The following is a 22,710-nucleotide window of genomic DNA, read 5'->3' as shown; positions in this document are numbered from 1 at the left end:
TCCTTTATTTGACTATCTACTATGCTTCCTTCGATAAACTATTTCCTTTAGTCCGTGTCTTAGCGTAGGCAGCAAGTAAGATCGTACCAATTACACCAACTGAGATAATATTCGATATACCTGCTACTGCACCTTGTGTAAATACTTTATTTGCCGGCTCTGCATAAATAATAATATCTAATAATGGCGCTAAAAGGAACCAGCCTACAGCCTGTACAATCACTTGTATTACATTAAACGAAATAATTTTTTTCGTACCAAATTCTCCATCCTCTAAAGCAATTCGACGTGCGAATAATCCAATAAATAAACCAATAAAAAGGGAGACAAAAACCCAACTCCACCATATCGATCCCCAAAGCAAAACGTCCTTTAGTGCATGACCGATCAAACCGATAAGTCCGCCAGCAACAGGTCCAAATAATACAGCCATAAATGCTAAAAATGCAACTGCTGTCTCAATGTTTGTATTGGGAATGCCAGTCGGAATCGTTAGGAACCGCCCCAAAATAACATATACCGCAGCTCCTATACCAATAGCTACAATTGTTCTAATCGATAAATTCCCTTTCATGATTACCCTCTCCTCTTTTTATATTTATTGCTAACAAGCTGATTTCTATTGCTGTATGGCCTTCGATCGACAATTATAGTAAAATATTCTTACTTTTAACTATACACAATTTTTGGTGCTTTGCGTACAAATATTTTCCACTTTTCACCTGTTTTAATATGATACGCTTGCGCAAAGGAGCCCTGATTTAAAGCTACTCCTATATTTTCCAAGGAATTAATATAAAGAAGTGGTTCACCAACCTGCGTATCGGCAAATGATTTACCATATGACATTACATTTTTGTACACTTGTCTTGTATCATCTAATATGGTTACTTCCAAAGTGTCGCCATAATGAATAGATGCTTCCTGAAAATATTTCTTATGAATATTGGTCCATAAATTACCAAATCTGACATCCAAAATATCGATCGTTCCTTGAATAATGCCACCATCTACCGTTACTTCTGAGGTTGACAACTTCACTAACTGATCAACATCGATCTTCTCTCCTACTTCTTCAAACGCAATCACATTGGAAGCAAGTCTAGCGCCAGTATAGGCATAAACATCTCGTCCATGGAACGTATAAGATTCATATGACTTTTCAAGCCTGTTTACCTTTTCATCTATCACTCTTGCCTCCTCAATTCCAATGGAATTCTCCATATGCGTAATCGTTCCATTATCCGGTGTGACAATAAACCGGTTATCTTTGGTTCTCACTACAATGCTTAACCTATCTGTACCAACTCCAGGGTCTACAACAGATACAAAAACAGTTCCCTCCGGCCAATAACAAACTGTCTGATACAACCGATAAGAAGCCTCCCAGATATTGTATTGGGGGATATCATGTGTAATATCATATAAATCTAAATCTTGATCCACTGTTTTTGCTACTCCATACATTGCACTTACCGCGCCGTCACTAGTACCAAAATCCGACTGAAAAACTAAATGCTTTGTCATCTTATTTCCTCCTTGAAATATTATTATTAAGTGAAAGCCTTCATGATGCCGATTGGCAAGATTTTGCCCATTAAAAAACGCCCCTATTGCTCGAATGAACAATAAGGGCGTTGATAGCAATTCAACACGGTACCACCTTTGTTTACTGCATACTCACATATACAGCCTCTATAAGTACTCCACCAATTAGGCTTTCATACTTTGGTATAGATAACGAGTACCAAATCTCGTCGCCACTTACTTGCATCTGTATTATGACGCGTTCAGCACGAAGCTCCAAGGCCATTTTCAGCATCTGCATTTTTGCTTCTTTTCAGCTACCGAAGCTCTCTGTAGAAAAATGCGCGAAACTTACTTTCCCTTTTCATTGCTTTTTTCACTATATGATTCTGTCAATATTTAAATTGGATTATACCGTAATACTCCTTCTAAATGCAAGTATTTTTTCAATTTTTCAATAATTTATAATTTAACCACTATTTCCTCTTTCCTTCCTAGAAATAATCATTATCTCACATTTTTACCTTAAAAAAATTACCTTTTATAATCTTTTTTGTTACATATTCTTACGTACAACCCTTATTACATAGTAAATAATTCAATCAAAAGGAAAAAATATGGAAAAATGATTATTAAAAGAAAGCGTTTTCTTGTTATGATTTAAGTAGTCACTACGAAGGGAGGGTTGATGTTTATCGCTTCGAGGTCAGTCCCAAGCTTCCTATTATTTTAAAAAAGGATGTGAGAAAAAGGTGAAAAATAATTTGCTTAGATGGATGTCTGTTAGTCTTTTCATTGCTTTTCTTTTATGTTTATCGTTCCAATCTGTATCTGCAAGTACTCCTGATTTCAGTATGACAGGTTTTGCCACTTTAAATGGCGGTACAACTGGAGGAGCTGGTGGTGATACCGTAACTGTTCAAACGGGGGACGAGCTTATCCAAGCATTAAGGGACAAAGATGATAACACGCCTTTAACTATTTATGTGGATGGCACCATAACGCCTGATAATACTTCTGACAATAAAATTAATATTAAGGATGTCTCAGATGTTTCTTTATTAGGTGTGGGTACAAACGGTGAGCTTGACGGAATAGGCATTAAAGTATGGCGAGCAGATAATGTAATCATCCGTAATCTCACGATACATGAAGTGAATATTGGAGACAAAGATGCCATTAGCATCGAAGGGCCATCAAGTAACATTTGGGTTGACCATAATGAACTTTATGCAAGTCTGAACGTAGACAAAGATTATTATGATGGCTTATTTGATGTAAAACGTGATGCATACAATATCACCTTCTCCTGGAACTATGTCCATGATGGGTGGAAAGCGATGCTAATGGGATCATCAGACAGTGATAGCGATCACCGAAACATCACATTCCACCATAACTATTTCCAAAATTTAAACTCACGTGTTCCAAGCTTCCGATACGGTGAAGGTCACTTGTACAACAATTACTTTGAAGGAATTATTGATACAGGGATCAATGCTAGAATGGGTGCTGAACTACTGATAGAAAATAATGTCTTTGAGAACTCCAAAGACCCACTTGGCGCTTGGTACAGCAGCTCACCAGGATATTGGAATGTATCTAACAACCTATTTATAAACAGTACTGGTAGTCAACCGACAACTTCTACAACCAATTATACAGTGCCATATAGCTACACGCTAACACCTGTTGAGGATGTAAAATCAGTAGTAACACAATATGCAGGAGTTGGGGTTGTGCAGCCGTAATGTAAAAAACCGGGCATCTCGCCCGGTTCTGTTCTAATAATATGCTCGAATCGATCCCTTGTTTCACTCTTAAAAAAGTTAGTGTGTACCTATGAGTACATAAGCTAATAAAAAGGAAGATGTACACTCTTCTCAGTCGCTTTAGAGAAAAAGCTAAGATATCTCTTTCTATTACTTAAATCTCAATATTATATACATTTATCCCCTGCGCTAAACTTATTGTCTTATAACCTACGATCTCCAGCGTACAATCTCCCTCTATCCCTGAAACCTTGACTTGAAACTGATTACCATGACGCTTTACATATATATCACCAGCTTCTTCACCATGTTGATTATATAGAATTCGAGTCGCGCTAGCTCCATCTGCCATCTCATAAACTTTGAATCTAACATCCTGGTTGTAGTTATATACAGGGTTCTCTTCATTATAGCCTATTGGTAAAATCGTACTTTCTCTTACAAACAGTGGAAGGCTGAAGTAATCATACTGTTCCTTAATCCATCTACCTCCTTTGGTAACTTCTCCTGTTAAAAGGTGTGTCCATTTTCCTTGTGGTAGGTAGAAAGAGCCTATACCTTCGTCATTAAAAATCGGTGCAACAAGAATCGTATCGCCCAACATATATTGTCTGTCTAATGTCTCACACAATGGATCTTCCGGGAATTCCAATACCATCGAACGCATTATCGGAATCCCCGACTTACTGTTTTCGACAGCTTGGCCATACAGATATGGCATTAAGCTGTTCTTTAACTGGGTAAAATGTCGTGCTACATCGACAGCTTCCTCATCAAAATGCCATGGCACACGATAGGAAGAACTTCCGTGGAATCGACTATGGCTTGAAAGTAATCCAAACGCCGTCCATCGTTTGAACACATCTGGGGTTGCAGTATTTTCAAACCCGCCAATATCATGACTCCAGTAACCAAATCCACATGTTGTCAAAGAAAGGCCACCACGAAGACTTTCTGCCATCGCGTCATAGGTTGAATCACAGTCACCGCCCCAATGTACAGGGAACTTCTGTCCACCAGTAGTCGCTGATCGTGCAAAGACTACTGCTTCTTCACCTTTTGTTTTCTTTAATAGATCGAATACTACTTCATTGTATTTATAGGAGTAATAATTGTGCATTTTCTGTGGATCTGACCCATCATAATAGACAACATCTGTCGGGATACGCTCACCGAAGTCAGTTTTGAAGGAATCTACCCCCATATCTAATAATGCCTTTAATTTTTCCTGGTACCATTTGCATGCCTCAGGATTGGTAAAATCGACAATTCCCATACCAGCCTGCCATAGATCCCACTGCCAAACATCACCGTTCGGCTTTTTGATTAAGTAACCCTTTTCTATTCCTTCATCAAAAAGAGGTGACTTCTGGGCAATATATGGATTAATCCAAACACAGATCTTTAATCCCTTCTCTTTTAAACGTTTCAACATACCTTCTGGGTCTGGGAAATTGCGACGATCCCAAATAAAATTGCTCCATTCAAATTCCTTCATCCAAAAACAATCAAAATGGAAAACACTTAGTGGAATACCACGTTCTGCCATCCCATCGACAAAGTGATTGACTGTTTCTTCATTGTAATCTGTTGTAAATGACGTTGATAACCATAAACCAAATGACCATGCTGGAGGTAGTGCAGGTTTTCCTGTTAATTCGGTATAACGGCTTATTACTTCTTTCGGGGTAGGACCATTAATAAAGTAATAATCTAAATACTCTCCTTCTACGCTAAATTGAGCACGAGACACCGTTTCTGAACCTAATTCAAAGCTGACTTCTTCCGGATGATTCACGAAAATACCATAACCTTTACTGCTCATATAAAAAGGTATATTTTTATATGACTGTTCAGAGCTTGTGCCACCATCTCTATTCCAAATATCAATGGTTTGTCCATTTTTCACAAATGGTGTGAATCGCTCCCCTAAGCCGTAGAGGTGTTCACCAACTCCAAGTCGTAATTGACCTCGCATATATGTTTTATCTTCTGGAGCTTCAATCCATGCTAATCCCTTTCCATCTGCATCTGTTAAACGTCTATTTTTATTATCAAATGCTATGGAAAAGTCCTGCTTTGAAATCGAGAGCTTTAATGCCCCACTGTGGATGGTCAGCCTATCTTCTTGATCTGTTACTTCGATCGCTTTCTGCTGTTCAATCACATGAAAATTCGGATACTTTTTTCTGCCACCTTTATAGTGCCATGTTCGAATACGAATAACATCTTCTAAAGGTGAAGAAATGTTAATGGTTAGCAATGGTCCATCTAGTGTATCACCGCGATGATTAAGATACTTACATGGTGCATACAAAGTGACTGTACCATCTTTCTCCTCTATTTCATGAACTAACCTTGGAAAATGTATCTGATATCCTTCTCGTACTAACCAGTTTCCATCTGTGAACTTCATCTTTTACATCTCCTTAATCTCTTTTTTTATTTAACTGCTCCATCTGAGATTCCATTAATTATATATTTCTGTAGGAACACATACAGTATGATGATTGGTATGATCGCTAATACTAAAGCTGCTAGTGCTAAATGCCACTGTGTCGAATATTCTCCAAAGAAATAAAACGTCTTTAAGGGAATCGTGTACATTCCTTCCTTATTGATCACTAACGAAGGTAATAGATAATCATTCCAGAACCAGATTGCATTTAACACAATTACTGTTACGGTGGTTGGCTTTAACATTGGCAGAATAATAAACCAATACACCTGCAATCGATTGCAACCATCGATAATTGCAGCTTCATCCAACGCTCTCGGAATACCCTTCATCGCACCAACATAGAGAAATACTGCCATACTTGATCCCAATCCAAGGTACATAATGGCTAATCCTGTTCGATTTAGCATATCGACTGCCCCAAACAAGGAAACTAGCGGAATCATAATAGACTGAAAGGGTATTAACATACAAATGGCAAATAGAAAGTAAATTGCTGAACTTGTCTTACCCGGATTCCTCGATAGTGCATAACTGGCCAAGGAAGTAAAAAGAACGATTATCAAAATACTCCCCGCCGTTACCAGAAAGGAGTTCATAAAGCTTTGAACAAAATCCAACTCCACAAATGCGGTCGGATAATTTTCAAAGGTAGGTATTTCTGGCAATCCTAATGTACTGTTAAAAATATCCGCTTTTGTTTTGAAAGAATTGACCACTACTAAATAGAAAGGATATATCCATATTAAAGAGACAATCAAACCAATCAGTATCATACTATATTTGTGTATACGTAATTTGTTCTTCATAGTTCTGTCTCCCTCTTTCTAGTAATGTAAAGCTGTAAAACAGAAATTAATGTAATTATAATGAGAAATATAATCGCCTTTGCTTGAGCATATCCCATTTCTTGAACCTTAAATGCTGTATTATAGATATTCATCGTAACCATTTCTGTTGAGCCGAAAGGACCCCCAGCTGTTAAGGCCATGTTCTGATCATATACTTTGAAAGCATTGGATAAAGTTAAAAATAAACTAATGGTAAAGGCTGGTGCTATCATCGGAAATTTCACCTTCCAAAAACTTTGCCAACTATTTGCTCCGTCAATTGTAGCTGCTTCCATTAGCTCTTGAGGGACATTATTGAGGAACGATATATAAATGACCATAATATAACCGCTCATTTGCCATACAAATAAAATAACAAGACCCCAAAAACCCGTTTCTGTATTGGATAACCAGCCACGGAAAACCTCAAGCCCAGTCAAATCTGCTATACCAGTAAATGCTTTCAGAAAAATAAACTGCCAAATAAAACCTAAAATAATTCCACCAATTAAATTCGGCATAAAGTAAACTGTTCTAAACATTGTACTTATTTTTCCAAGCTTTTGTGTTACTAACAAAGCTAATGACAGACCAATTACATTAATTCCAATGATAGATGCAACAGAGAAGCCAGCAGTAAACCATAAGCTATATAGAAATTGATCATCGACAAATAAATTCTTATAGTTATCCAATCCTACAAATTCAGTGACCTGAAATCCATTATATTGAGTAAAAGAAAAGTAAATTCCTTGAACAAAAGGTAGGATTAAAACCATCAATATAGCTAGTAATGTTGGAAACAAAAATAACCAATACGTGCGCTTGTTAAAATTCACTTGTTTCACATCCTTCGCAAAGTGTATAGGAGTGGAGAACTAAACTCCACTCTTAACATTTTTTTAGCGCATCTCTTCGAATTTCTCTCCTGCTACTTTTTCAAATTCCTCCCAAGTGATTTGTTCGCCTAAATATTTCTGGAATTCAGGGAATAAAGCTGTTGAGAAGAACCCGTCAGGATATTGGTTATGAGCCCATACTCTCCCTTTTTCATCTAATAACATTTCATATACTTCTTTAGATACTGGATCTGTAATCGCATCCGCATCATAGCCTTCATGTGCTGGAACATATTGAAAATCAGTCACTATCAACTCTTTACCTTTTTCAGAAGTGTACATCCAATCAATAAAGTTCTTAGACGCTTCAACCACAGCATCATCTTTTTCTTTATTTATTCCCCAGAACCATGATGGACCTGCACTAATATAGCCTTCATTATCAGAGTCAGTAAAAAGTGGTAAAATACCCAGCTTTTCTTGTGTAAATGTTTCATCAATACTGTTCAATGATGGAACAATCCAGTTACCTTGATGAATAATGGCTACACGGTCATTTGCAAACAATTCTTCTACTGATGTGCTATAGTCTAACGAAAGAATCGGCTGATAATTATATTGATTAAATAAATCAGTATACGCTTTCATTCTCTCGCCATACTCAAAATTTAATTCCGTAGCCTCATATGCAACATTCACATCATTATCGAATTCTGGTGCAGTAAAGTGGTTAGAAAATTGACTAACTACCCAATCCTCCATTGCACTAAAGGCAAATACAGCATCCACACCCAATTCTTCCTTTTGTGAATCAATTGTCTCTACTGCTTCAACAAACTTATCATAAGTATCAATTGTGTTTGGATCAACACCAGCTTTTTCGAATATCTCTTTATTAATCATCCATCCAAATCCTTCAATATTTAAAGGAATTCCGTATGGTGTTCCATCAAGTGTAGCACCTTGCAATGTACCGTCAATAGCTGTTTTCGCACTTTCCATATCTGACACATCCAATAAGTACTCGCTATATTTTTCTGTATCAGATAGACCACCTAGCAAGAAAATAGCTGGCTCATCTCCTGAAGAAAATTTAGCCTGTAATGCTGAAGAAGCATCCTGCCCCCCACCTACAGTTGTTACATTAATTTTTACATGTTCATTTTCACTTTCATATTCTTCTATAAGAGAATGTAATTGATCCGTTGTTTCCACCTTAATATTAAATAACTCAACTACTACTTCGTCATTCCCTTGCTGATTATCAGCACTATCATCATTTTCATTTGACCCACAAGCAGCTAGCACCATCAACAGCACCAATACCAGAAAACCAACTAACAGCTTTTTTATACGCATTTTATCTCCTCCACACTCTTTTTTGGTAACCCTTTCATTTCAACACACTGTACCGGCACTATCATCTACAATTCCATCATTACAATGAAAGCCAACCATACGTATGCCCTTTCATTTTGTTATAAATACAAACCTTAAATAATGATGTACGTTCATCATCACAAACAAAAAAATAAAATTTCGCGAAATTTTCTATACACCCAAAAAATGATGCACGTACATCATTTTTAGCAAAAGTTAATTACTTTTACTTATTACATCATAACGAAAAGCCTGATGTACGTCAATCATTTTTTTGTCTCTTTCAAATAATATTTAGCATTTGCCTTCGTTACAATTTCCAATTTAACGATGTGATCATCTATCTCCCTTAAACTATCGTCCATAAAATAATTTGTTAACTTTTTTAATGTAACAGCAGCTTGAGCCATTGGATCTTGACAAATTGTTGCAGTGACCACTCTTTTGTTTAATGCATTAAAAATGGTTTGATTAATATCATGACCAATAATTATATGTGTGCTTTTAGAGAAGAACCAATATTTTTGCAATTCATCAAGAATTCCTCCCGCAACATATACCGCCCCTGATTGATTAAAAAGTTCTTTATGCTTATGTAATAATTCTCCTACTTGTTCTTTTTCTATATAGGCACTCTTGTTATATCGAACAATTTTCACTTTATCTTCCATATTTCTTTCTTTAAAGAAATCTACAAAACCTTGTTCTTTTTGTTGCATTTGAAACGTATTTTCTTGCTCTCTAATTAATACCATATTAGTGATATTTTTTTGAAATAGATAAATTAGTTCTCCTGCAAGGTATCCTGCATCATAATAATTACTACCTACATAAGCAATACGTTTACTGTTAGGCACATCTGTATTAATAGTAAATACAGGGATATTGTTATTCATTGCCTCATTAATAACCTGTTCAGTTGGTGTCGCGTCATGAGGAGCAATAACAATTGCTTGATACTTCCCTTGATCAATTAACTTCTCCATATACTTTAGTTGATCATTTTGTGGAATGGTATGGACTCTATGTACCTCGATATGAAATCCAAAATCTGCATAAAGGGAAGCTGCCTCCTTAATTTCCATCTCTAATTCATCCCAGAAATAATCTGGAAAAACAGGCAATATAAATGCAACGCTTACAACTTTTTGGGTAGATAAAAATTTAGCTGCTCTATTTGGTTGGTATCCAAGCTCTTTTGCTTTTTGCTTGACCTTATGGATCGTTTTTTCACTTACTCCTTTACGATTATTTAGCACTCGGTCTACCGTAGCAGTTGAAATACCCAATTCTTCTGCTATCATCTTTGCAGTCACTTTCATACATTTTCCTCCAACATTTTTATTCTAATCGTACTATATTATTTCATGACCCCTAATACTATTGTCAAACTTTTTAACTTATTATTAAAATTCATTACACCATATTCCATATCTAAAAAGGTCTGCAACCTAAAGAGTTAGAATGCAGACCTGATTAAATTCCAGTTCTATTACAAGATTGTTTGGATATTTTGTTGAATCCGGATGGTATGTTCTGACAAATAATCGATATTGCTTTGCTCTTGTTCATTAATCGTCGTGGTAATAGTAGAATCTACACCATGAATAATAAACTCTATCTCTTTCCAATCCGGCTGATATTCACGATGTTCACTATTAACGGTAATAGCTAATCGATCATCTTTTAATGTTGTTTTAAACATACATTGAAAGAATTCACCATTTTCATATGAGAACGTCTTTCCGTCATCTTCGTAATACATAAAATGAGAAGCTTTTTCTTTGGTTGGATAGACATGAACAGTCAGTTTCCTCTCAATTATCTCAGTAGAACTTTTCACGGTACCTTGTGTAATAATTGCACCTTTTTTAACAAAAATAGGCAGCGTTTCAATATCAGCTTCCACTAAGTGGTGCTTTCCGCCTTCCAGTTCCTCATTAGTCCAATAATTAACCCATTCACCCTTAGGTAAATACACGACACGATGGTACGTATCCGGTGTTAATATTGGGGCAATAATTAGATCTGAACCAATCATAAATTGATCAGATAAATTAAACGTATTCTCGTCATTTGGATATTCTAATACAAGCGGCCGCATTACTGGCATACCAGTTACACTTGCTTCCTGAAATAATGTGTACAAGTATGGCAACCATACATATCGCTCTTGAATATATCGTCGAACGATTTCTTCATATTTTTCACCAAAAGACCAAGGCTCTTGATGAATGGAATTTAACTCACTATGATTTCTAAAATAAGGAGTGAACGTACCAAATTGGGTCCAACGCGCTAGTAGCTGACCATTCGAATCGTGCGCAAATCCACCTACATCTGGTCCGCAAAATGGCACCCCTGAAACGCCTAGATTCATACACATTGGCAGTGCCATCTGTAAATGCTCCCAAAAGCTACGGTTATCACCAGTCCAAACAGTGGAATATCGTTGTACACCCGCATATCCAGCACGCGTTAATAAAAATGGTCTATTTCCATCTAAATTTTGCTTTAATCCTTCGTATGTTGCTTTTCCCATTAATAATCCATAAATATTGTGCAGTTCACGATGTGTTTTAGGGTCTCCATCATTCTTATGCATGACTGTAACGTCCATTGTTTTTGTCTCATTAAATACAGCCGGTTCATTCATATCATTCCAGATCCCCTCAATACCAATATCTGTATAAAATGTATGATTATCTCCCCACCATTTTCTTGTTTTTTCACTTGTGAAATCAGGAAAAGCACTATTACCCGGCCATACGTCTCCATGATAAACTTGACCGTCTATATATTGGCAAAATTGATCGTCTCTTATCCCTTCCTGATAGACCCAATACTCTGGATCTTCTTTCACACCGGGATCCACAATAGGAACTATATGGATTCCTTCATTCTTTAAATCTTGTATTAATTTAGTGGGATCTGGAAATCGATCTTCATCAAATGTAAATACACGGTAGCCATCCATATAGTGGATATCTAAATAAATGGCATCCAAAGGTATGTTCTTCTCCTTAAAGCTTTGTACTAATTCTCTAACCTCCTGCTCTGTTTTATAGCTATATCGTGATTGATGGTAGCCAAGCGCCCATTTTGGTGGAAGTGGCATTTTACCGGTAATATCTGTATACTGCTCTACAACATCTCTTGGTGTAGGACCTGCAAACACATAATAATCCAGTTGTCCCAGCTCAGCCTGAAATGAATAAAGATCTGTAGAAGATTTCATATCAAAAACAGTTTTTGAAGTATTATCCAAAAAGATTCCGTAAGCTTTTCCATCACGAATCGTTAAAAAATATGGGATAGATTGATAGAGTGCATCAATTTCTGGATTATGTGGAGCATAGACATCCGTGTTCCACATTGTCATTTTCTCGCCACGCTTATCTAAAAAGCTCGTTTTTTCTCCAAAACCATAGAAATGATCTTCTTTCTCCATCTTCTTAAAACAGATTACTTCTTTCCTTTTATTAGAGGCCATTCCATTAGGACCATCCTCTACAATCAATCGTCCAGTTTCATCATATATAGTAAATAATAATGGTTCTTTCTTTATCTTAATGGAAAGTTTACTCGTATCTAATAAAATGTCATCCTCATGTTCAGTTAGTGTTACACTTACTGTTTCTGGTTTCTTTACCACAGCATGACTAGTTTGTTTAGATGGTATCTTTTTCGGATTCATCACTATTCGAACAATATCAGGTCGATAGAAAAGCAAAGAGACAAAACCATTCTCACCTTTTATTTCTAATCTGTTGCTGTCTAAAAGCTCATAAGACACGATTGAGCCTATACTCTTGTATCCTTCTTTATCTAGTTGACTTTCCTTTTCTGGTAATATAGCAAAACTACCATCTTGCATAAACTGTCCCCTCCAATTAAATTCGTTATCCTTTTTCTATATCTCTTAACCTTTTGTTGCTCCTGAAGTCAGGCCACCAATTAAATATCTTTGTAGCATTAAAAAGACGATGGCAATCGGCACAGCAATTAAAATCGATCCTGCAGCAAATCTCGTAAAGTTATTTGCGAACTGTGCATTAACAAAGTTGTACAATCCTAGAGCTAACGTATAATTCTCCGGACTACGCAATATAATTCTTGGCAGGATAAAATCCATAAACGGTGCCATAAAGTTAAACAAAGCTACTACGGCAAGAATTGGTTTGGCTAGTGGAAGCATAATAGTAAACAACACTCTAAAATGGCCTGCACCATCCATTCTTGCAGATTCGTCTAATTCTCTCGGAATAGTATCAAAATACCCCTTTACTAAGAAAGCATTCATTGGAATGGCTCCGCCAATATAAATAATGATTAATCCTAATAGAGAATCTAGCAGCCCTACTAAATTCAGTAATATATAAATAGCTACCATAGCCATTAATACAGGAAACATTTGAAGTAATAAAAAGGCGTACAAACCATATTTTCTTCCAACAAAGCGATATCTTGAGAAGGCATAAGCTACGAAAGTAACAAATACAGTTGCACCTATTGAGGTAGAAAACGCAACAATTAATGTATTCTTATACCATATTAAATAATCACTATCAGGGTCAGTAAATAACCAAGTATAATGTTTAAAGGACCAATTTTCTGGGATCATACTAGCACCAAACAAGCTAGATCCTGGATTCAGTGATAAACCAAATGTCCAGAGAAGAGGATATAAGATGATGACGAACATGATAATGAGACTACCGTACATTCCGATTAATTCTAGCGTATTTTTCATCTTTCTACCCATTACATTTCACCCTCCTCTTTAAATGAAGATGTTCTTCTAAATTGGAAAAACGCAAACAATGCAACGATTAATCCTAGAATGAGTGATATCGCCGCAGCAATACTAAATTGGCTGGATTCAAAGGTTAAATCATAGACCCATGAAATTAAAATATCAGTACCTCCTGCATTTTGGTTCTTAACAGCAGGTCCACCTTCATTAAATAAATAGATTAAATTAAAATTATTGAAGTTTTGAGCATACTGCATAATTAATAACGGTGCAGTAGCAAACATTAAATGTGGGAACGTAATATTTCTAAATTTCTGGAATCGACTTGCTCCATCCATATCTGCAGCTTCATACCACTCGGACGAGATACTCTGCAAGACACCCGTAAATAAGGCAAAAACAAATGGAAATCCTAACCAAGTTTGAATGCTAATTAAAGCTACTTTCGCCCAAAAAGGATCACTCAGCCAAGGAATCCCCGATCCAAACAGAGGCATTAAAATATCTCTATTTATCGCTCCAAAGTTATCATTAAATAATGCTGAAAAGATCAATATCGTCACAAATCCAGGTACTGCCCACGGAAGGATTAATACTGTCCGTATAAATTTTTTAAACTTTATCCGAGGATCATTTACAATTAACGCTAAATACATCGCAAGTGCAATTTGTAACGTTGTAGCTACAAACGTCCAAATTAACGTCCAAGCAAGCACAGAAAAAAATGTGTTTCTCCAGATAGGAACAGTTAACAAGGATTTAAAGTTTTCAAAGCCAACCCAGTCTAATAAATTCTTTGGTGGCGAATTCATTAATGTATAATTGGTAAATGCAAGAAATGTCATAAATAATAGTGGGAAAATAACAACAAAGACTAGTAAAATTAATCCAGGCCCTGTTAAGACGTATGGAAAAGCCGTATCCCAAGCGTCGCTTATTTTTTCTCTTAAACTTGCTTGTTGAAAGCCATCCTTTATCTTTATTGCATTTCTATGAGCATCGATTACATTCACAACATAAAAGGTTAAAGCAAACGATGTTAAGATAAGAGCAATAATCCCCTGGCTAAGTAATACCCTGGAATCGTCTACAGCAGGAATGGTTCCTAAGGTAAAAAGCCCCCAATAACCTATATTTAAAATGTCATAGAATACAAGAAAGAAGGAAATCGTTAAGATAAGGAAAATAGATCCTTTAAAATATTGTTTATTATACAGTTGACCTAAACCTGGTATAAGGGACAATAAGGTTGCTAACTTTATACTGTGTTTTCGTGACTCATTAGATGCCATAATGCACCCTCCTTTCGCTTTGCAACTATTCAAAAATCCCGCTTGAATAAAAATTGTTCAGTAGTGACATTATCTTAAGTGCTTAGATAATAGTCAGGAATGACATCTTATCTAAGCACAAATAATAGATTATTGATAATTTAATTCAATATCTTGTTGAATAGCCTCTACTGCATCATGGAACGTTTCTTCCACATCTTCACCTTGTGTGATGAAGGATAATGCATCTGCCATCGGATCCCATACTGCTGATAATGCAGGTACTGGAGGAAATGGTTTAGCATGCTCTAATTGTGTCGCAAAACCATTTACTAATGGGTCATTTTGAAATTCATCACTACTTAAAATAGATGATTTCGCTGGCATTTCACCTGTTTGTTCGTAATAAGTCTTTAATGACTCTTCACTAGTTAGGTAAATAGCTAAATCTGTTGCAGCTTCTGGATAATCTGAATAAGCCGAAAGCATCCATCCTTTTGTTCCAAGGAACGTAACAGGGCGTTCACCATTTTCTAATTTTGGCATTGGAGCAGTTCCTAATTGATCTCCTAATGCCTCTTTATATTCAGTCAGTGCCCAAGGACCATTAATGACAGCACCTACTTTCCCATCATTAAACAATCCTCCTGCTACATCTTGCGTAATACCTGTCGGAAGGTATTCGTTTTCAAACCAACTTTTAATTAATTCTCCACCTTTAATTGCTTCTACACTTGCTAATCCAATATCATCCACTTGATAAACTTCGTCTTCTTCTCCAAAAATATAAGCTCCATATCCAGCCATTAACGGGAATGAGAAGTAAAAATCCGTTGCAGGATATAAAAATCCATATTCGTCATTGGAAGTATTAGTAAGATCAGCCATAATAGCTTCTAAATCAGCCATCGTCTCTGGAGCCTCTGGAACAAGATCCTTATTGTAATAAAGTGCCAATGATTCTACCACGGCCGGCAATCCATATACATCACCTTCATAACTTAACGCTTCAACAGAGCCTTCTGAATACGTATCAAGAGTTGCTTGATCTACTTCCATTGGTTGTACCAATCCTTTTACAGAAAGACTTCCGATACCAGGTTGGAAAAATAAATCCGGTCCATTTCCTGATGGTCCATCAAGAGACATCGCTTCCTCTTGTTCATCCATTGCAAAAGGGACAACTTCCACTGTAATCCCAGATTCTTCTGTAAATCCTTGAGTTATTTCTTCAATAGCACTTGCTTGATCAGTAGGAGCCCAAATTAATAATTCCTCTGAACTTTCTGTATTCCCTTCCTCCGTGCTTTCATTGTTATCCAAGTCACTCTCTTCTGATGAAGAATCTCGGTCTGGTCCACAAGCTACTAAAAACATCATAAATAATACCGAAAACAAAATAACTATATTCTTTTTCATCTTTTAAATTTCTCCCCTTTTGTGAATTTTTAATAACTTCCTGCTACTTCCAGCCAACTATCTACATCACCTCCTTTAATTTTGTTAACCGGTTAAATTAGCCATCAAAAAAATAAGGTTAACCGGTTAAATTTAATGAGAAGATGATCAATGGGGGGATCTGGCCTCACTGATCATTAGCGAAAGCTATCAAGGTGGTAGCTTTTGTGATCCTTCACTTTGCTTCACTATATTACTTGAAGCTGGAAGTAGGTCTTACATTGTGTAGCACATTACTCTTTATTCACCTTTTGTGTAGATTCTCTGACGATCAATTCCACTGGCAATTCTATTGTTTTTGGCTGTAGACTTTGATCTTCAATACTGTCCATTAAAATTCCTGCAGCTTCTTCCCCTTTAAGAAAGATGTCTTGTTTAATGGTGGTCAAGCTCGGAGTAGTATATGTACTTATACTTAAATCGTCAAATCCAACGATAGAATAATCATTGGGAACATGCTTATAATTATATTGAAATGCTTTAACCATCCCAATTGCCAAAATATCTGAAACGGTTACAATCCCCGTTAATGTAGAGGAGGAATCCTTCATAATCCTTTCAGCAATTTCCATACCATTTTCAAAAGTAATATCTCTAGTTTCATAGATATATTGCTGATTCACTTCTAAACCTGCTTCTTTTAGTGCTTTTTTAAATCCGTTAAAGCGTTTTGTATCCACTGGACTTATGTTGAGATTAGTAGAAATAAATCCGATATCTTTATGGCCAAGTTCGAGCAAATGCTCTGTTGCCAGATATCCGCCAAGCTCATCATCTATTTGAACATTATTAAATAGCTTCGTATACTCCTCATAAGTATCGATCAGTACAATTGGGATATTTAATTCTGACACTTGTTCATATATACTTTGAGGAAACATTCCCAAAAAAATCAACCCATCAACATTGCGTTTTTTTACCCATTTCCTACATTCTTCTGGGTTAGAAACACCAGTGATCATCGTATCAAAATGTCTCTCACGAGCAACCATTTCCACACCACTAATAAATTCATTATAATAGAGGTTATTCTTCAGCACGGAGGACATGGAATCACCAGGTGTGTCATCTGTTAGCGGTAACATTATCCCGATTAAATTTGATTTCTTTTTAGACAAACTAACCGCTGTAAAATCTGGATAATAACCTAGTTGATCTACTGCTTCGAGCACACGCATTTTAGTTTTGTCCGATACTTTTTTAACTCCATTTAACACATATGAAACCGTTGCAGGAGATACATTTGCATATTTAGCTACATCTCTAATTGTTGGTTTTTTCTCCATGTTCATCTCCATCCTGTTAACCGGTTAACTTCCCCTATATAGTAATCCAATCTATTAAACTTGTCAATATAGAAATTCTATCAATGACAATTATTTTAGGCAAAATGGCAAAACCTTTCTCGATGAGAGTTGTGAAGCTATTACATAACAGGAACAAAGCCAAGATTAAGAAGCGGGAACCTACTCCCGCTTTTATTGAAGATATTACATCTTTGAAGTAATGACATTAACAAGTGGTTTAGTTGAATCACCTTCATGGAAGGTAGCTTTAATGTGTTCTTTATCAGAATCTAGACCATGCTCTTGCATTTTTAATAGCTTTTGGATGGCTCGTCTGCCAATCTCTCCTTCATTCTGCTTTAAATGAGTAAAACACCACTCCAATGAAGTTAACGTTGGACTGTCAAAGGATAGAATCGAAATATCTTCAGGTACACTTTTATCAAGTTGTTCGACAGCAATTTTCGCTAAGACGGCAATTCTATATTCCAATGCCATTAATGCTGTTAAGTCAGGATTATCCATTAAATACTGCTTAATCAATTCAATGTCTCTTTTTTCCGAACTGTGCGTCCTTCTGATGGTATCACACCAATATGCTTTATTAACACTGACTTTATTTTCTGCGAAGGCGCTAACAATTCCATTTAACCGATCTTCTATCGTCGTAATTTCAAAATCCTCTGGAATAAGTATACCTATCTGTTCATGCCCGATATCAAATAGATAGTTAATCCCTTTCTTAGCAGCAGTAAAATTATCCGTAGACACAGATGGAGCAGCAATACCTTTAAAGCTACGGTCAATTAATACAAATGGGAATTTATTCACAATCATTTTCATGATTTCTATACTATAGTGCTTAGATTTTGCCGGGAACACAATTAGCCCATCTACACCAAATGCCAGCAATTCCTTGATCGCTTCTTCTTCCCGTTCTGGTATCCCCTGTGAACGCTTTAACATAATAAAACACTTACCATTTGCTTCTTCTTCAATTGCTTCAATAATCCCTGTCCCATAGCTGTCACCAAAATTCGGCACAATCAAGCCGAATACAGGCTTTGTTTGATTTTTTTTTTCAACATTTACCGATATTTGACTTGTGTTTAATACAAACGTTCCTTTTCCTCTTTGCCGATATACAAACCCTTCTTGCACTAATTTTTCTAATGCCTTTTTACTAGTTATACGACTCACTGAAAAAGCTTCTGCTATCTCTTTCTCAGAAGGGATCCTTTCACCTATCTTATATTTCATTGAAAGAATATCTTGTTTCAGAGACTCATACACTTGCTCATACAATGCTCTCATTTTATCACCTCAGGATCAACGATGTACTTAATATATTATTATATCAAAAAAAGAAGGAGGCATAAATTATTCCTCTTTTCTCAACAAGTAAAAGGTTAACTAGCTGCTAACTAGTTAACCCTTTCAGATGTTAGAGGCATTGTCTCCATCATTTTGGTGAAGAAGCGATAAAAACCATAAAAAGCTACATATGCAATAAGGGATCCCATAAAAAACGGTATTAGAAATGTAGTTATTTGAAAGCTACAATAAATAATAACTAAGCTTACGATACCAATAATTAGCGTTAACAGTGGATCAACAAAACAAATTATCATCGCATTTTTTATGGCCTGCAACAGCTTTGTATGAACATGTACAGTTACAGAAAAGAAATGAAGCATGATAACAATGAGAAAAAAACCGATTAATAGAAAAAAATACATAAAGTATTCATTAACATTTTTTACGAGAAAGTAACAATCAACCACTAATATAATCCAAAGAAGCGTAAAAATAATTCCTCCAAACATGCTTCTAACAAAATTACCTTTCCAGTTCTTTATAAAAAGCTTAAAAATGCCCGGATCTTGATCTGAAAACATTATCCTATATCGTACTACTGCAAACATTGCTGTAGTTGCAGGGAAAAACAATAATGGTATTAACATAAGGATATATAGGGAAAATGCAATCACTTCTCTAAGATGATCAACCACTAATAACATAAAAACTAAATAAGCGATTGGCAGGTTAAATAAAAACCATAGCAAATTAGTGACAACAATCATCATTAACCAATCAGTAATTTTATAGACCTTTCCTGCTATGCCATCTAGTTCCATATTATCGCCCCTTCTAGCGAGATGATCAAATTTCAGGAATATGAATTTCTACTTCTCTTCCCAATTCTGACGACCGCAAAATGCCATCAATAATGGCTTGATTGATCAAAATCTCTTCAGCAGGAATGGGTGCTGGTTTTCCTTCTTTGACTGCCGTAACGAAATCACGTACCTTTTCTCTAAAAATATCGATGGTGTGCTCCTTTACTGGAATGGATGTCTCTACGTGATGATGATGAAGATCATGGAATAATGCAATTGATCCGATACCACCATCCCAGACACCGCTCCATGGACCTTTACCTGCCGGCGTCAATTTCAGACCTGCATCTGTTCCAAGGAATAAAGTTGGTCCTAGCGAATCCATATGCATAGCCCAGGAGATTTTGAAATTCAATACTTTACCACCTTCTAAACGGACCATCGCGACACCAAAGTCTTCTACTTCAAACTTATCTGCTTCAGGATGATAAATTGGATTTGTACCGAATAAATTAGACGTGTAAGCAGACACAGTCAATGGTTTAGGATAATTTAACGCATTCAAAACTAAATCTAATGAATAACACCCAATATCTGCCATTGCTCCTGCTCCAGCTAATTCTTTATTAATAAACGTTCCACCAGGCATCCCTCTACGCCGTCCTCCACCTGCTTGCATATAATAGATATCTCCTAATTTACCAGAATCGATTAATTCTTTTACTGCTATCATATTAGGATCATATCTTGGTTGAAAACCTACACTTAATATTCTGTCATTATCTTTTGCTACTCTTACCATATCAATACCTTGATCCAATGTTACAGCTAGTGGCTTTTCAACTAGGACGTGTTTTCCTGCTTTCAGCGCTTCAACTGAGACAGTGTGATGAGCTACATTTGGCGTACAAACACTTACAGCTTCGATATCTAATGCTAGTAACTCTTTTACACTATCACAAGCCACTGCATCATCTATTCCAAGCTGATCGATAAATTTCTGTGCTTTACCTGGTATTATATCTGCCACACCGATAATTTCTACATCTGAAAAACTTAAATAAGCTCTCGCATGAGCAGTTGCAATTCCACCGCTCCCAATAATCCCAATATTCACTTTATTAGTCATAATAACGCTCCTTTTATTTAGTAAGTTATTTAAAATATCTCTCTAAATGCTCCTTCGCTTTGATAATACCTTGTTTTTCTAATTCAAGAGAGCCCCAATATCTGTGATCTTCTAACTCGATACTTATCGGCCCTTTATAACCTATTTTTTCGAGACCTATCGCTACTTTGTCCCATTTCACTTCTCCATGACCAGGTATTGTATAGCGCCAAGATCCTTCGGAAAAATCAATATTCGTTCCAAATGTTGCTGGTAAAATCCCGTATTCATATAATTCTTGCTGCAATATTTCTGTATCTTTGCCATGACAGTAATTTATATGATCACCAAATTCTGTTAATACGCGCATATAATCTATCCCTAAGCGGACCAAGTGAGACGGATCAAAATTCAAACCGAAGTGTTTAGAAGGAATTGCTTCGAACATCGCTCTTAACATCTCAGGTGTACAACCAATTGTGGGATAGTAAGGAGCTGGACCTGGATAACCCTCTAATGCTATATAGAGATCCTCTTTTTCAGCATGTTCCACAATTTCAGGAAACGTCTCTTTCCATAATTCAAAACTTTTTTGCCTTGGGGTGCTATTATCCTCAGGAATCAAACACATAAAAAGTACCTTTCCACCTAAAGCAGCAACCTCGGACATCTGTTCTTTTAAACTGAATACCGCCTGTTTCCTTTTCTCATAATCTAGGCTTAATAGTTTTGAGTTACCTACAGCACCCCGTCCATCAATCGAACCAACTTTAAGTCCATACTTATCAAGTGTTCCTTTTATATCTTGATTCCATTCAGGAACATCAATCACATCTAACCCAATGCTTGCTGCCCATTTAGCAGCATATTCCATACCTTCCCCTCCAATATTCGGAGATAAACGCATTCCAATTTGATAATCCATCTTGACAACCTCCTATAATAAAACTATTTATTTAATACCACTAAAGGTGATACCTTGAATAAATGTTCGTTGCATAAAGAAAAATAAAACGATAATTGGTAATGTCATCATCGTGGAAACAGCCATCATCAAGCCCCATTCTGTACCTTTTTGGCTTTGGAATTGCTGTAACCCTAGTGATAATGTATATTGTGATTCATCTGTAAGATAAAGTAATGGTCCGATAAAATCAGTCCACACATTCATAAACTGAAACAACCCAACAGCTAGTACTGCTGGTTTAGCAAGCGGTAACATAACTTGCCAATAAATCCTGAATTCACTTGCGCCATCAATTTTTGCGGCATCACGTAATGTGTTCGGCAATCCCATAAAAAATTGTCTCATTAAAAAAATCGAGAATGGGACACCGAAAAACGCTGGAACAATTAATGGTAAAGGTGTTCCAACCCACCCAATCTGATTAAATAATAGAAACAGTGGAATCATCGTAACCTGCATCGGAATCATCATAACTGCTATAGTGATGATAAACATCGTATTGCGTCCTTTCCACTCTAGCTTCGCGAAGCTATAGGCAACAAGAGGGCAGGATAACATAACACCTATCGTACTAAACACTGTAATAATAGCCGTATTAGATAAATAAGTAAAAAACGGAATATACTCTGTTGCTTCTATATAATTACTCCATTGAAATGGATTAGGTATAAAATCAGGCGGATAAGTAAAAATTTGTGTAACTGGCTTCAATGATGTGGAGACCATCCACAAAAATGGGACTAAGAAAAATGCTGAAGCAATTAGTAAACCCAAATGGGCAGAAGTTCTCAAAAGTTTTTTTCTAACCTTTGGCTGCATCATTTACAACCTCCCTCAATAAATTAATTATTTCTTAGAATTTCGCCGTTTTTCTTTGATTTTTTATGGTTTTGTTGCTTTTGAATCAATTGGTGGCCACCAATTGATTCAAAATTAGG

At 36.3% G+C, this 22,710-nt stretch carries 18 protein-coding genes and 1 other annotated feature; of the genes, 1 reads left to right on the top strand and 17 read right to left on the bottom strand.

Translation table 11 applies throughout. The features are described from left to right. Positions 1–19: 19 nt before the first annotated feature. The gene (locus ACTNEP_RS19160; RefSeq protein WP_441163565.1) at positions 20–574 is read right to left on the bottom strand and encodes an ECF-type riboflavin transporter substrate-binding protein; all 555 of its coding nucleotides are present in this window, start codon (positions 572–574) and stop codon (positions 20–22) included. Positions 575–669: 95 nt separating this feature from the next. After that, positions 670–1,527: an SAM hydrolase/SAM-dependent halogenase family protein gene (locus tag ACTNEP_RS19155; protein WP_441163564.1), complete on the bottom strand. Its 858-nt coding sequence runs from the start codon at positions 1,525–1,527 to the stop codon at positions 670–672. 100 nt (positions 1,528–1,627) lie between these two features. After that, positions 1,628–1,904 (bottom strand) — a binding site (T-box leader). 399 nt (positions 1,905–2,303) lie between these two features. Between ACTNEP_RS19155 and ACTNEP_RS19150 the strand changes: the two genes are divergently transcribed. Beyond that, positions 2,304–3,278, top strand: coding sequence for a pectate lyase family protein (locus ACTNEP_RS19150; RefSeq protein WP_441163599.1), 975 nt, complete (start codon positions 2,304–2,306; stop codon positions 3,276–3,278). Positions 3,279–3,453: 175 nt separating this feature from the next. On the opposite strand, the gene yicI is transcribed toward ACTNEP_RS19150, so the two are convergent. The 15 genes from yicI to ACTNEP_RS19075 all read right to left on the bottom strand — a co-directional run bounded on the left by yicI (position 3,454) and on the right by ACTNEP_RS19075 (position 22,594). After that, positions 3,454–5,715 (bottom strand): alpha-xylosidase, encoded by a 2,262-nt coding sequence (yicI, locus tag ACTNEP_RS19145; protein WP_441163563.1) that lies wholly within the window; start codon positions 5,713–5,715, stop codon positions 3,454–3,456. Positions 5,716–5,741: 26 nt separating this feature from the next. Further along, on the bottom strand, positions 5,742–6,566 hold the full coding sequence (locus ACTNEP_RS19140; RefSeq protein ID WP_441163562.1) for a carbohydrate ABC transporter permease: 825 nt from the start codon (positions 6,564–6,566) through the stop codon (positions 5,742–5,744). Continuing rightward, positions 6,563–7,366 carry a carbohydrate ABC transporter permease gene (locus ACTNEP_RS19135; protein ID WP_441163598.1) on the bottom strand — a complete coding sequence of 268 codons (804 nt, stop codon included), beginning with the start codon at positions 7,364–7,366 and terminating at the stop codon, positions 6,563–6,565. Before ACTNEP_RS19135 ends, ACTNEP_RS19140 begins: the two co-directional genes overlap by 4 nt. 123 nt (positions 7,367–7,489) lie before the next feature. Then, positions 7,490–8,785, bottom strand: a complete 1,296-nt coding sequence (locus ACTNEP_RS19130) for an ABC transporter substrate-binding protein (protein ID WP_441163561.1) — start codon at positions 8,783–8,785, stop codon at positions 7,490–7,492. Between the two features lie 287 nt (positions 8,786–9,072). Further along, positions 9,073–10,128, bottom strand: a complete 1,056-nt coding sequence (locus ACTNEP_RS19125) for a LacI family DNA-binding transcriptional regulator (protein WP_441163560.1) — start codon at positions 10,126–10,128, stop codon at positions 9,073–9,075. 170 nt (positions 10,129–10,298) lie between these two features. Continuing rightward, positions 10,299–12,683 carry a glycoside hydrolase family 31 protein gene (locus ACTNEP_RS19120; RefSeq protein ID WP_441163559.1) on the bottom strand — a complete coding sequence of 795 codons (2,385 nt, stop codon included), beginning with the start codon at positions 12,681–12,683 and terminating at the stop codon, positions 10,299–10,301. A 45-nt stretch (positions 12,684–12,728) separates the two neighbouring features. Then, positions 12,729–13,571 (bottom strand): sugar ABC transporter permease, encoded by an 843-nt coding sequence (locus tag ACTNEP_RS19115; RefSeq protein ID WP_441163558.1) that lies wholly within the window; start codon positions 13,569–13,571, stop codon positions 12,729–12,731. Continuing rightward, positions 13,571–14,854, bottom strand: a complete 1,284-nt coding sequence (locus tag ACTNEP_RS19110; RefSeq protein WP_441163557.1) for an ABC transporter permease subunit — start codon at positions 14,852–14,854, stop codon at positions 13,571–13,573. Before ACTNEP_RS19110 ends, ACTNEP_RS19115 begins: the two co-directional genes overlap by 1 nt. A gap of 129 nt (positions 14,855–14,983) precedes the next feature. After that, the gene (locus ACTNEP_RS19105; RefSeq protein ID WP_441163556.1) at positions 14,984–16,252 is read right to left on the bottom strand and encodes an extracellular solute-binding protein; all 1,269 of its coding nucleotides are present in this window, start codon (positions 16,250–16,252) and stop codon (positions 14,984–14,986) included. A 272-nt stretch (positions 16,253–16,524) separates the two neighbouring features. Further along, complete coding sequence (locus ACTNEP_RS19100; protein ID WP_441163555.1) at positions 16,525–17,577, bottom strand: LacI family DNA-binding transcriptional regulator; 1,053 nt, start codon at positions 17,575–17,577, stop codon at positions 16,525–16,527. A 204-nt stretch (positions 17,578–17,781) separates the two neighbouring features. Beyond that, complete coding sequence (locus ACTNEP_RS19095) at positions 17,782–18,891, bottom strand: GntR family transcriptional regulator (RefSeq protein WP_441163554.1); 1,110 nt, start codon at positions 18,889–18,891, stop codon at positions 17,782–17,784. 110 nt (positions 18,892–19,001) lie between these two features. Next, on the bottom strand, positions 19,002–19,715 hold the full coding sequence (locus ACTNEP_RS19090; protein WP_441163553.1) for a YesL family protein: 714 nt from the start codon (positions 19,713–19,715) through the stop codon (positions 19,002–19,004). A gap of 25 nt (positions 19,716–19,740) precedes the next feature. Beyond that, positions 19,741–20,826 carry a Gfo/Idh/MocA family protein gene (locus ACTNEP_RS19085; protein WP_441163552.1) on the bottom strand — a complete coding sequence of 362 codons (1,086 nt, stop codon included), beginning with the start codon at positions 20,824–20,826 and terminating at the stop codon, positions 19,741–19,743. A 25-nt stretch (positions 20,827–20,851) separates the two neighbouring features. Then, positions 20,852–21,730: a sugar phosphate isomerase/epimerase family protein gene (locus ACTNEP_RS19080; protein ID WP_441163551.1), complete on the bottom strand. Its 879-nt coding sequence runs from the start codon at positions 21,728–21,730 to the stop codon at positions 20,852–20,854. 27 nt (positions 21,731–21,757) lie between these two features. Continuing rightward, positions 21,758–22,594 carry a carbohydrate ABC transporter permease gene (locus tag ACTNEP_RS19075; RefSeq protein ID WP_441163550.1) on the bottom strand — a complete coding sequence of 279 codons (837 nt, stop codon included), beginning with the start codon at positions 22,592–22,594 and terminating at the stop codon, positions 21,758–21,760. Positions 22,595–22,710 lie beyond the last annotated feature (116 nt).

The sequence above is a fragment of the Gracilibacillus sp. HCP3S3_G5_2 genome (assembly GCF_052063305.1).
In the GTDB taxonomy this organism is placed as follows: domain Bacteria; phylum Bacillota; class Bacilli; order Bacillales; family Amphibacillaceae; genus Gracilibacillus.
The sequence above is the reverse complement of the archived record's forward strand: the minus strand, read 5'-3'. Positions and strand labels throughout refer to the sequence as shown.

What these genes read in the sequence shown, in the direction of transcription:
- ACTNEP_RS19150 (WP_441163599.1), top strand. Translation starts at nt 2,304, where the DNA reads ATGTCTGTTAGTCTTTTCATTGCTTTTCTTTTATGTTTATCGTTCCAA.
- ACTNEP_RS19120 (WP_441163559.1), bottom strand. Translation starts at nt 12,683, where the DNA reads ATGCAAGATGGTAGTTTTGCTATATTACCAGAAAAGGAAAGTCAACTA.
- ACTNEP_RS19135 (WP_441163598.1), bottom strand. Translation starts at nt 7,366, where the DNA reads ATGGTTTTAATCCTACCTTTTGTTCAAGGAATTTACTTTTCTTTTACT.
- ACTNEP_RS19100 (WP_441163555.1), bottom strand. Translation starts at nt 17,577, where the DNA reads ATGGAGAAAAAACCAACAATTAGAGATGTAGCTAAATATGCAAATGTA.
- ACTNEP_RS19090 (WP_441163553.1), bottom strand. Translation starts at nt 19,715, where the DNA reads ATGGAACTAGATGGCATAGCAGGAAAGGTCTATAAAATTACTGATTGG.
- yicI (WP_441163563.1), bottom strand. Translation starts at nt 5,715, where the DNA reads ATGAAGTTCACAGATGGAAACTGGTTAGTACGAGAAGGATATCAGATA.
- ACTNEP_RS19160 (WP_441163565.1), bottom strand. Translation starts at nt 574, where the DNA reads ATGAAAGGGAATTTATCGATTAGAACAATTGTAGCTATTGGTATAGGA.
- ACTNEP_RS19155 (WP_441163564.1), bottom strand. Translation starts at nt 1,527, where the DNA reads ATGACAAAGCATTTAGTTTTTCAGTCGGATTTTGGTACTAGTGACGGC.
- ACTNEP_RS19125 (WP_441163560.1), bottom strand. Translation starts at nt 10,128, where the DNA reads ATGAAAGTGACTGCAAAGATGATAGCAGAAGAATTGGGTATTTCAACT.
- ACTNEP_RS19130 (WP_441163561.1), bottom strand. Translation starts at nt 8,785, where the DNA reads ATGCGTATAAAAAAGCTGTTAGTTGGTTTTCTGGTATTGGTGCTGTTG.
- ACTNEP_RS19140 (WP_441163562.1), bottom strand. Translation starts at nt 6,566, where the DNA reads ATGAAGAACAAATTACGTATACACAAATATAGTATGATACTGATTGGT.
- ACTNEP_RS19095 (WP_441163554.1), bottom strand. Translation starts at nt 18,891, where the DNA reads ATGAGAGCATTGTATGAGCAAGTGTATGAGTCTCTGAAACAAGATATT.
- ACTNEP_RS19080 (WP_441163551.1), bottom strand. Translation starts at nt 21,730, where the DNA reads ATGGATTATCAAATTGGAATGCGTTTATCTCCGAATATTGGAGGGGAA.
- ACTNEP_RS19075 (WP_441163550.1), bottom strand. Translation starts at nt 22,594, where the DNA reads ATGATGCAGCCAAAGGTTAGAAAAAAACTTTTGAGAACTTCTGCCCAT.
- ACTNEP_RS19085 (WP_441163552.1), bottom strand. Translation starts at nt 20,826, where the DNA reads ATGACTAATAAAGTGAATATTGGGATTATTGGGAGCGGTGGAATTGCA.
- ACTNEP_RS19110 (WP_441163557.1), bottom strand. Translation starts at nt 14,854, where the DNA reads ATGGCATCTAATGAGTCACGAAAACACAGTATAAAGTTAGCAACCTTA.
- ACTNEP_RS19105 (WP_441163556.1), bottom strand. Translation starts at nt 16,252, where the DNA reads ATGAAAAAGAATATAGTTATTTTGTTTTCGGTATTATTTATGATGTTT.
- ACTNEP_RS19115 (WP_441163558.1), bottom strand. Translation starts at nt 13,571, where the DNA reads ATGGGTAGAAAGATGAAAAATACGCTAGAATTAATCGGAATGTACGGT.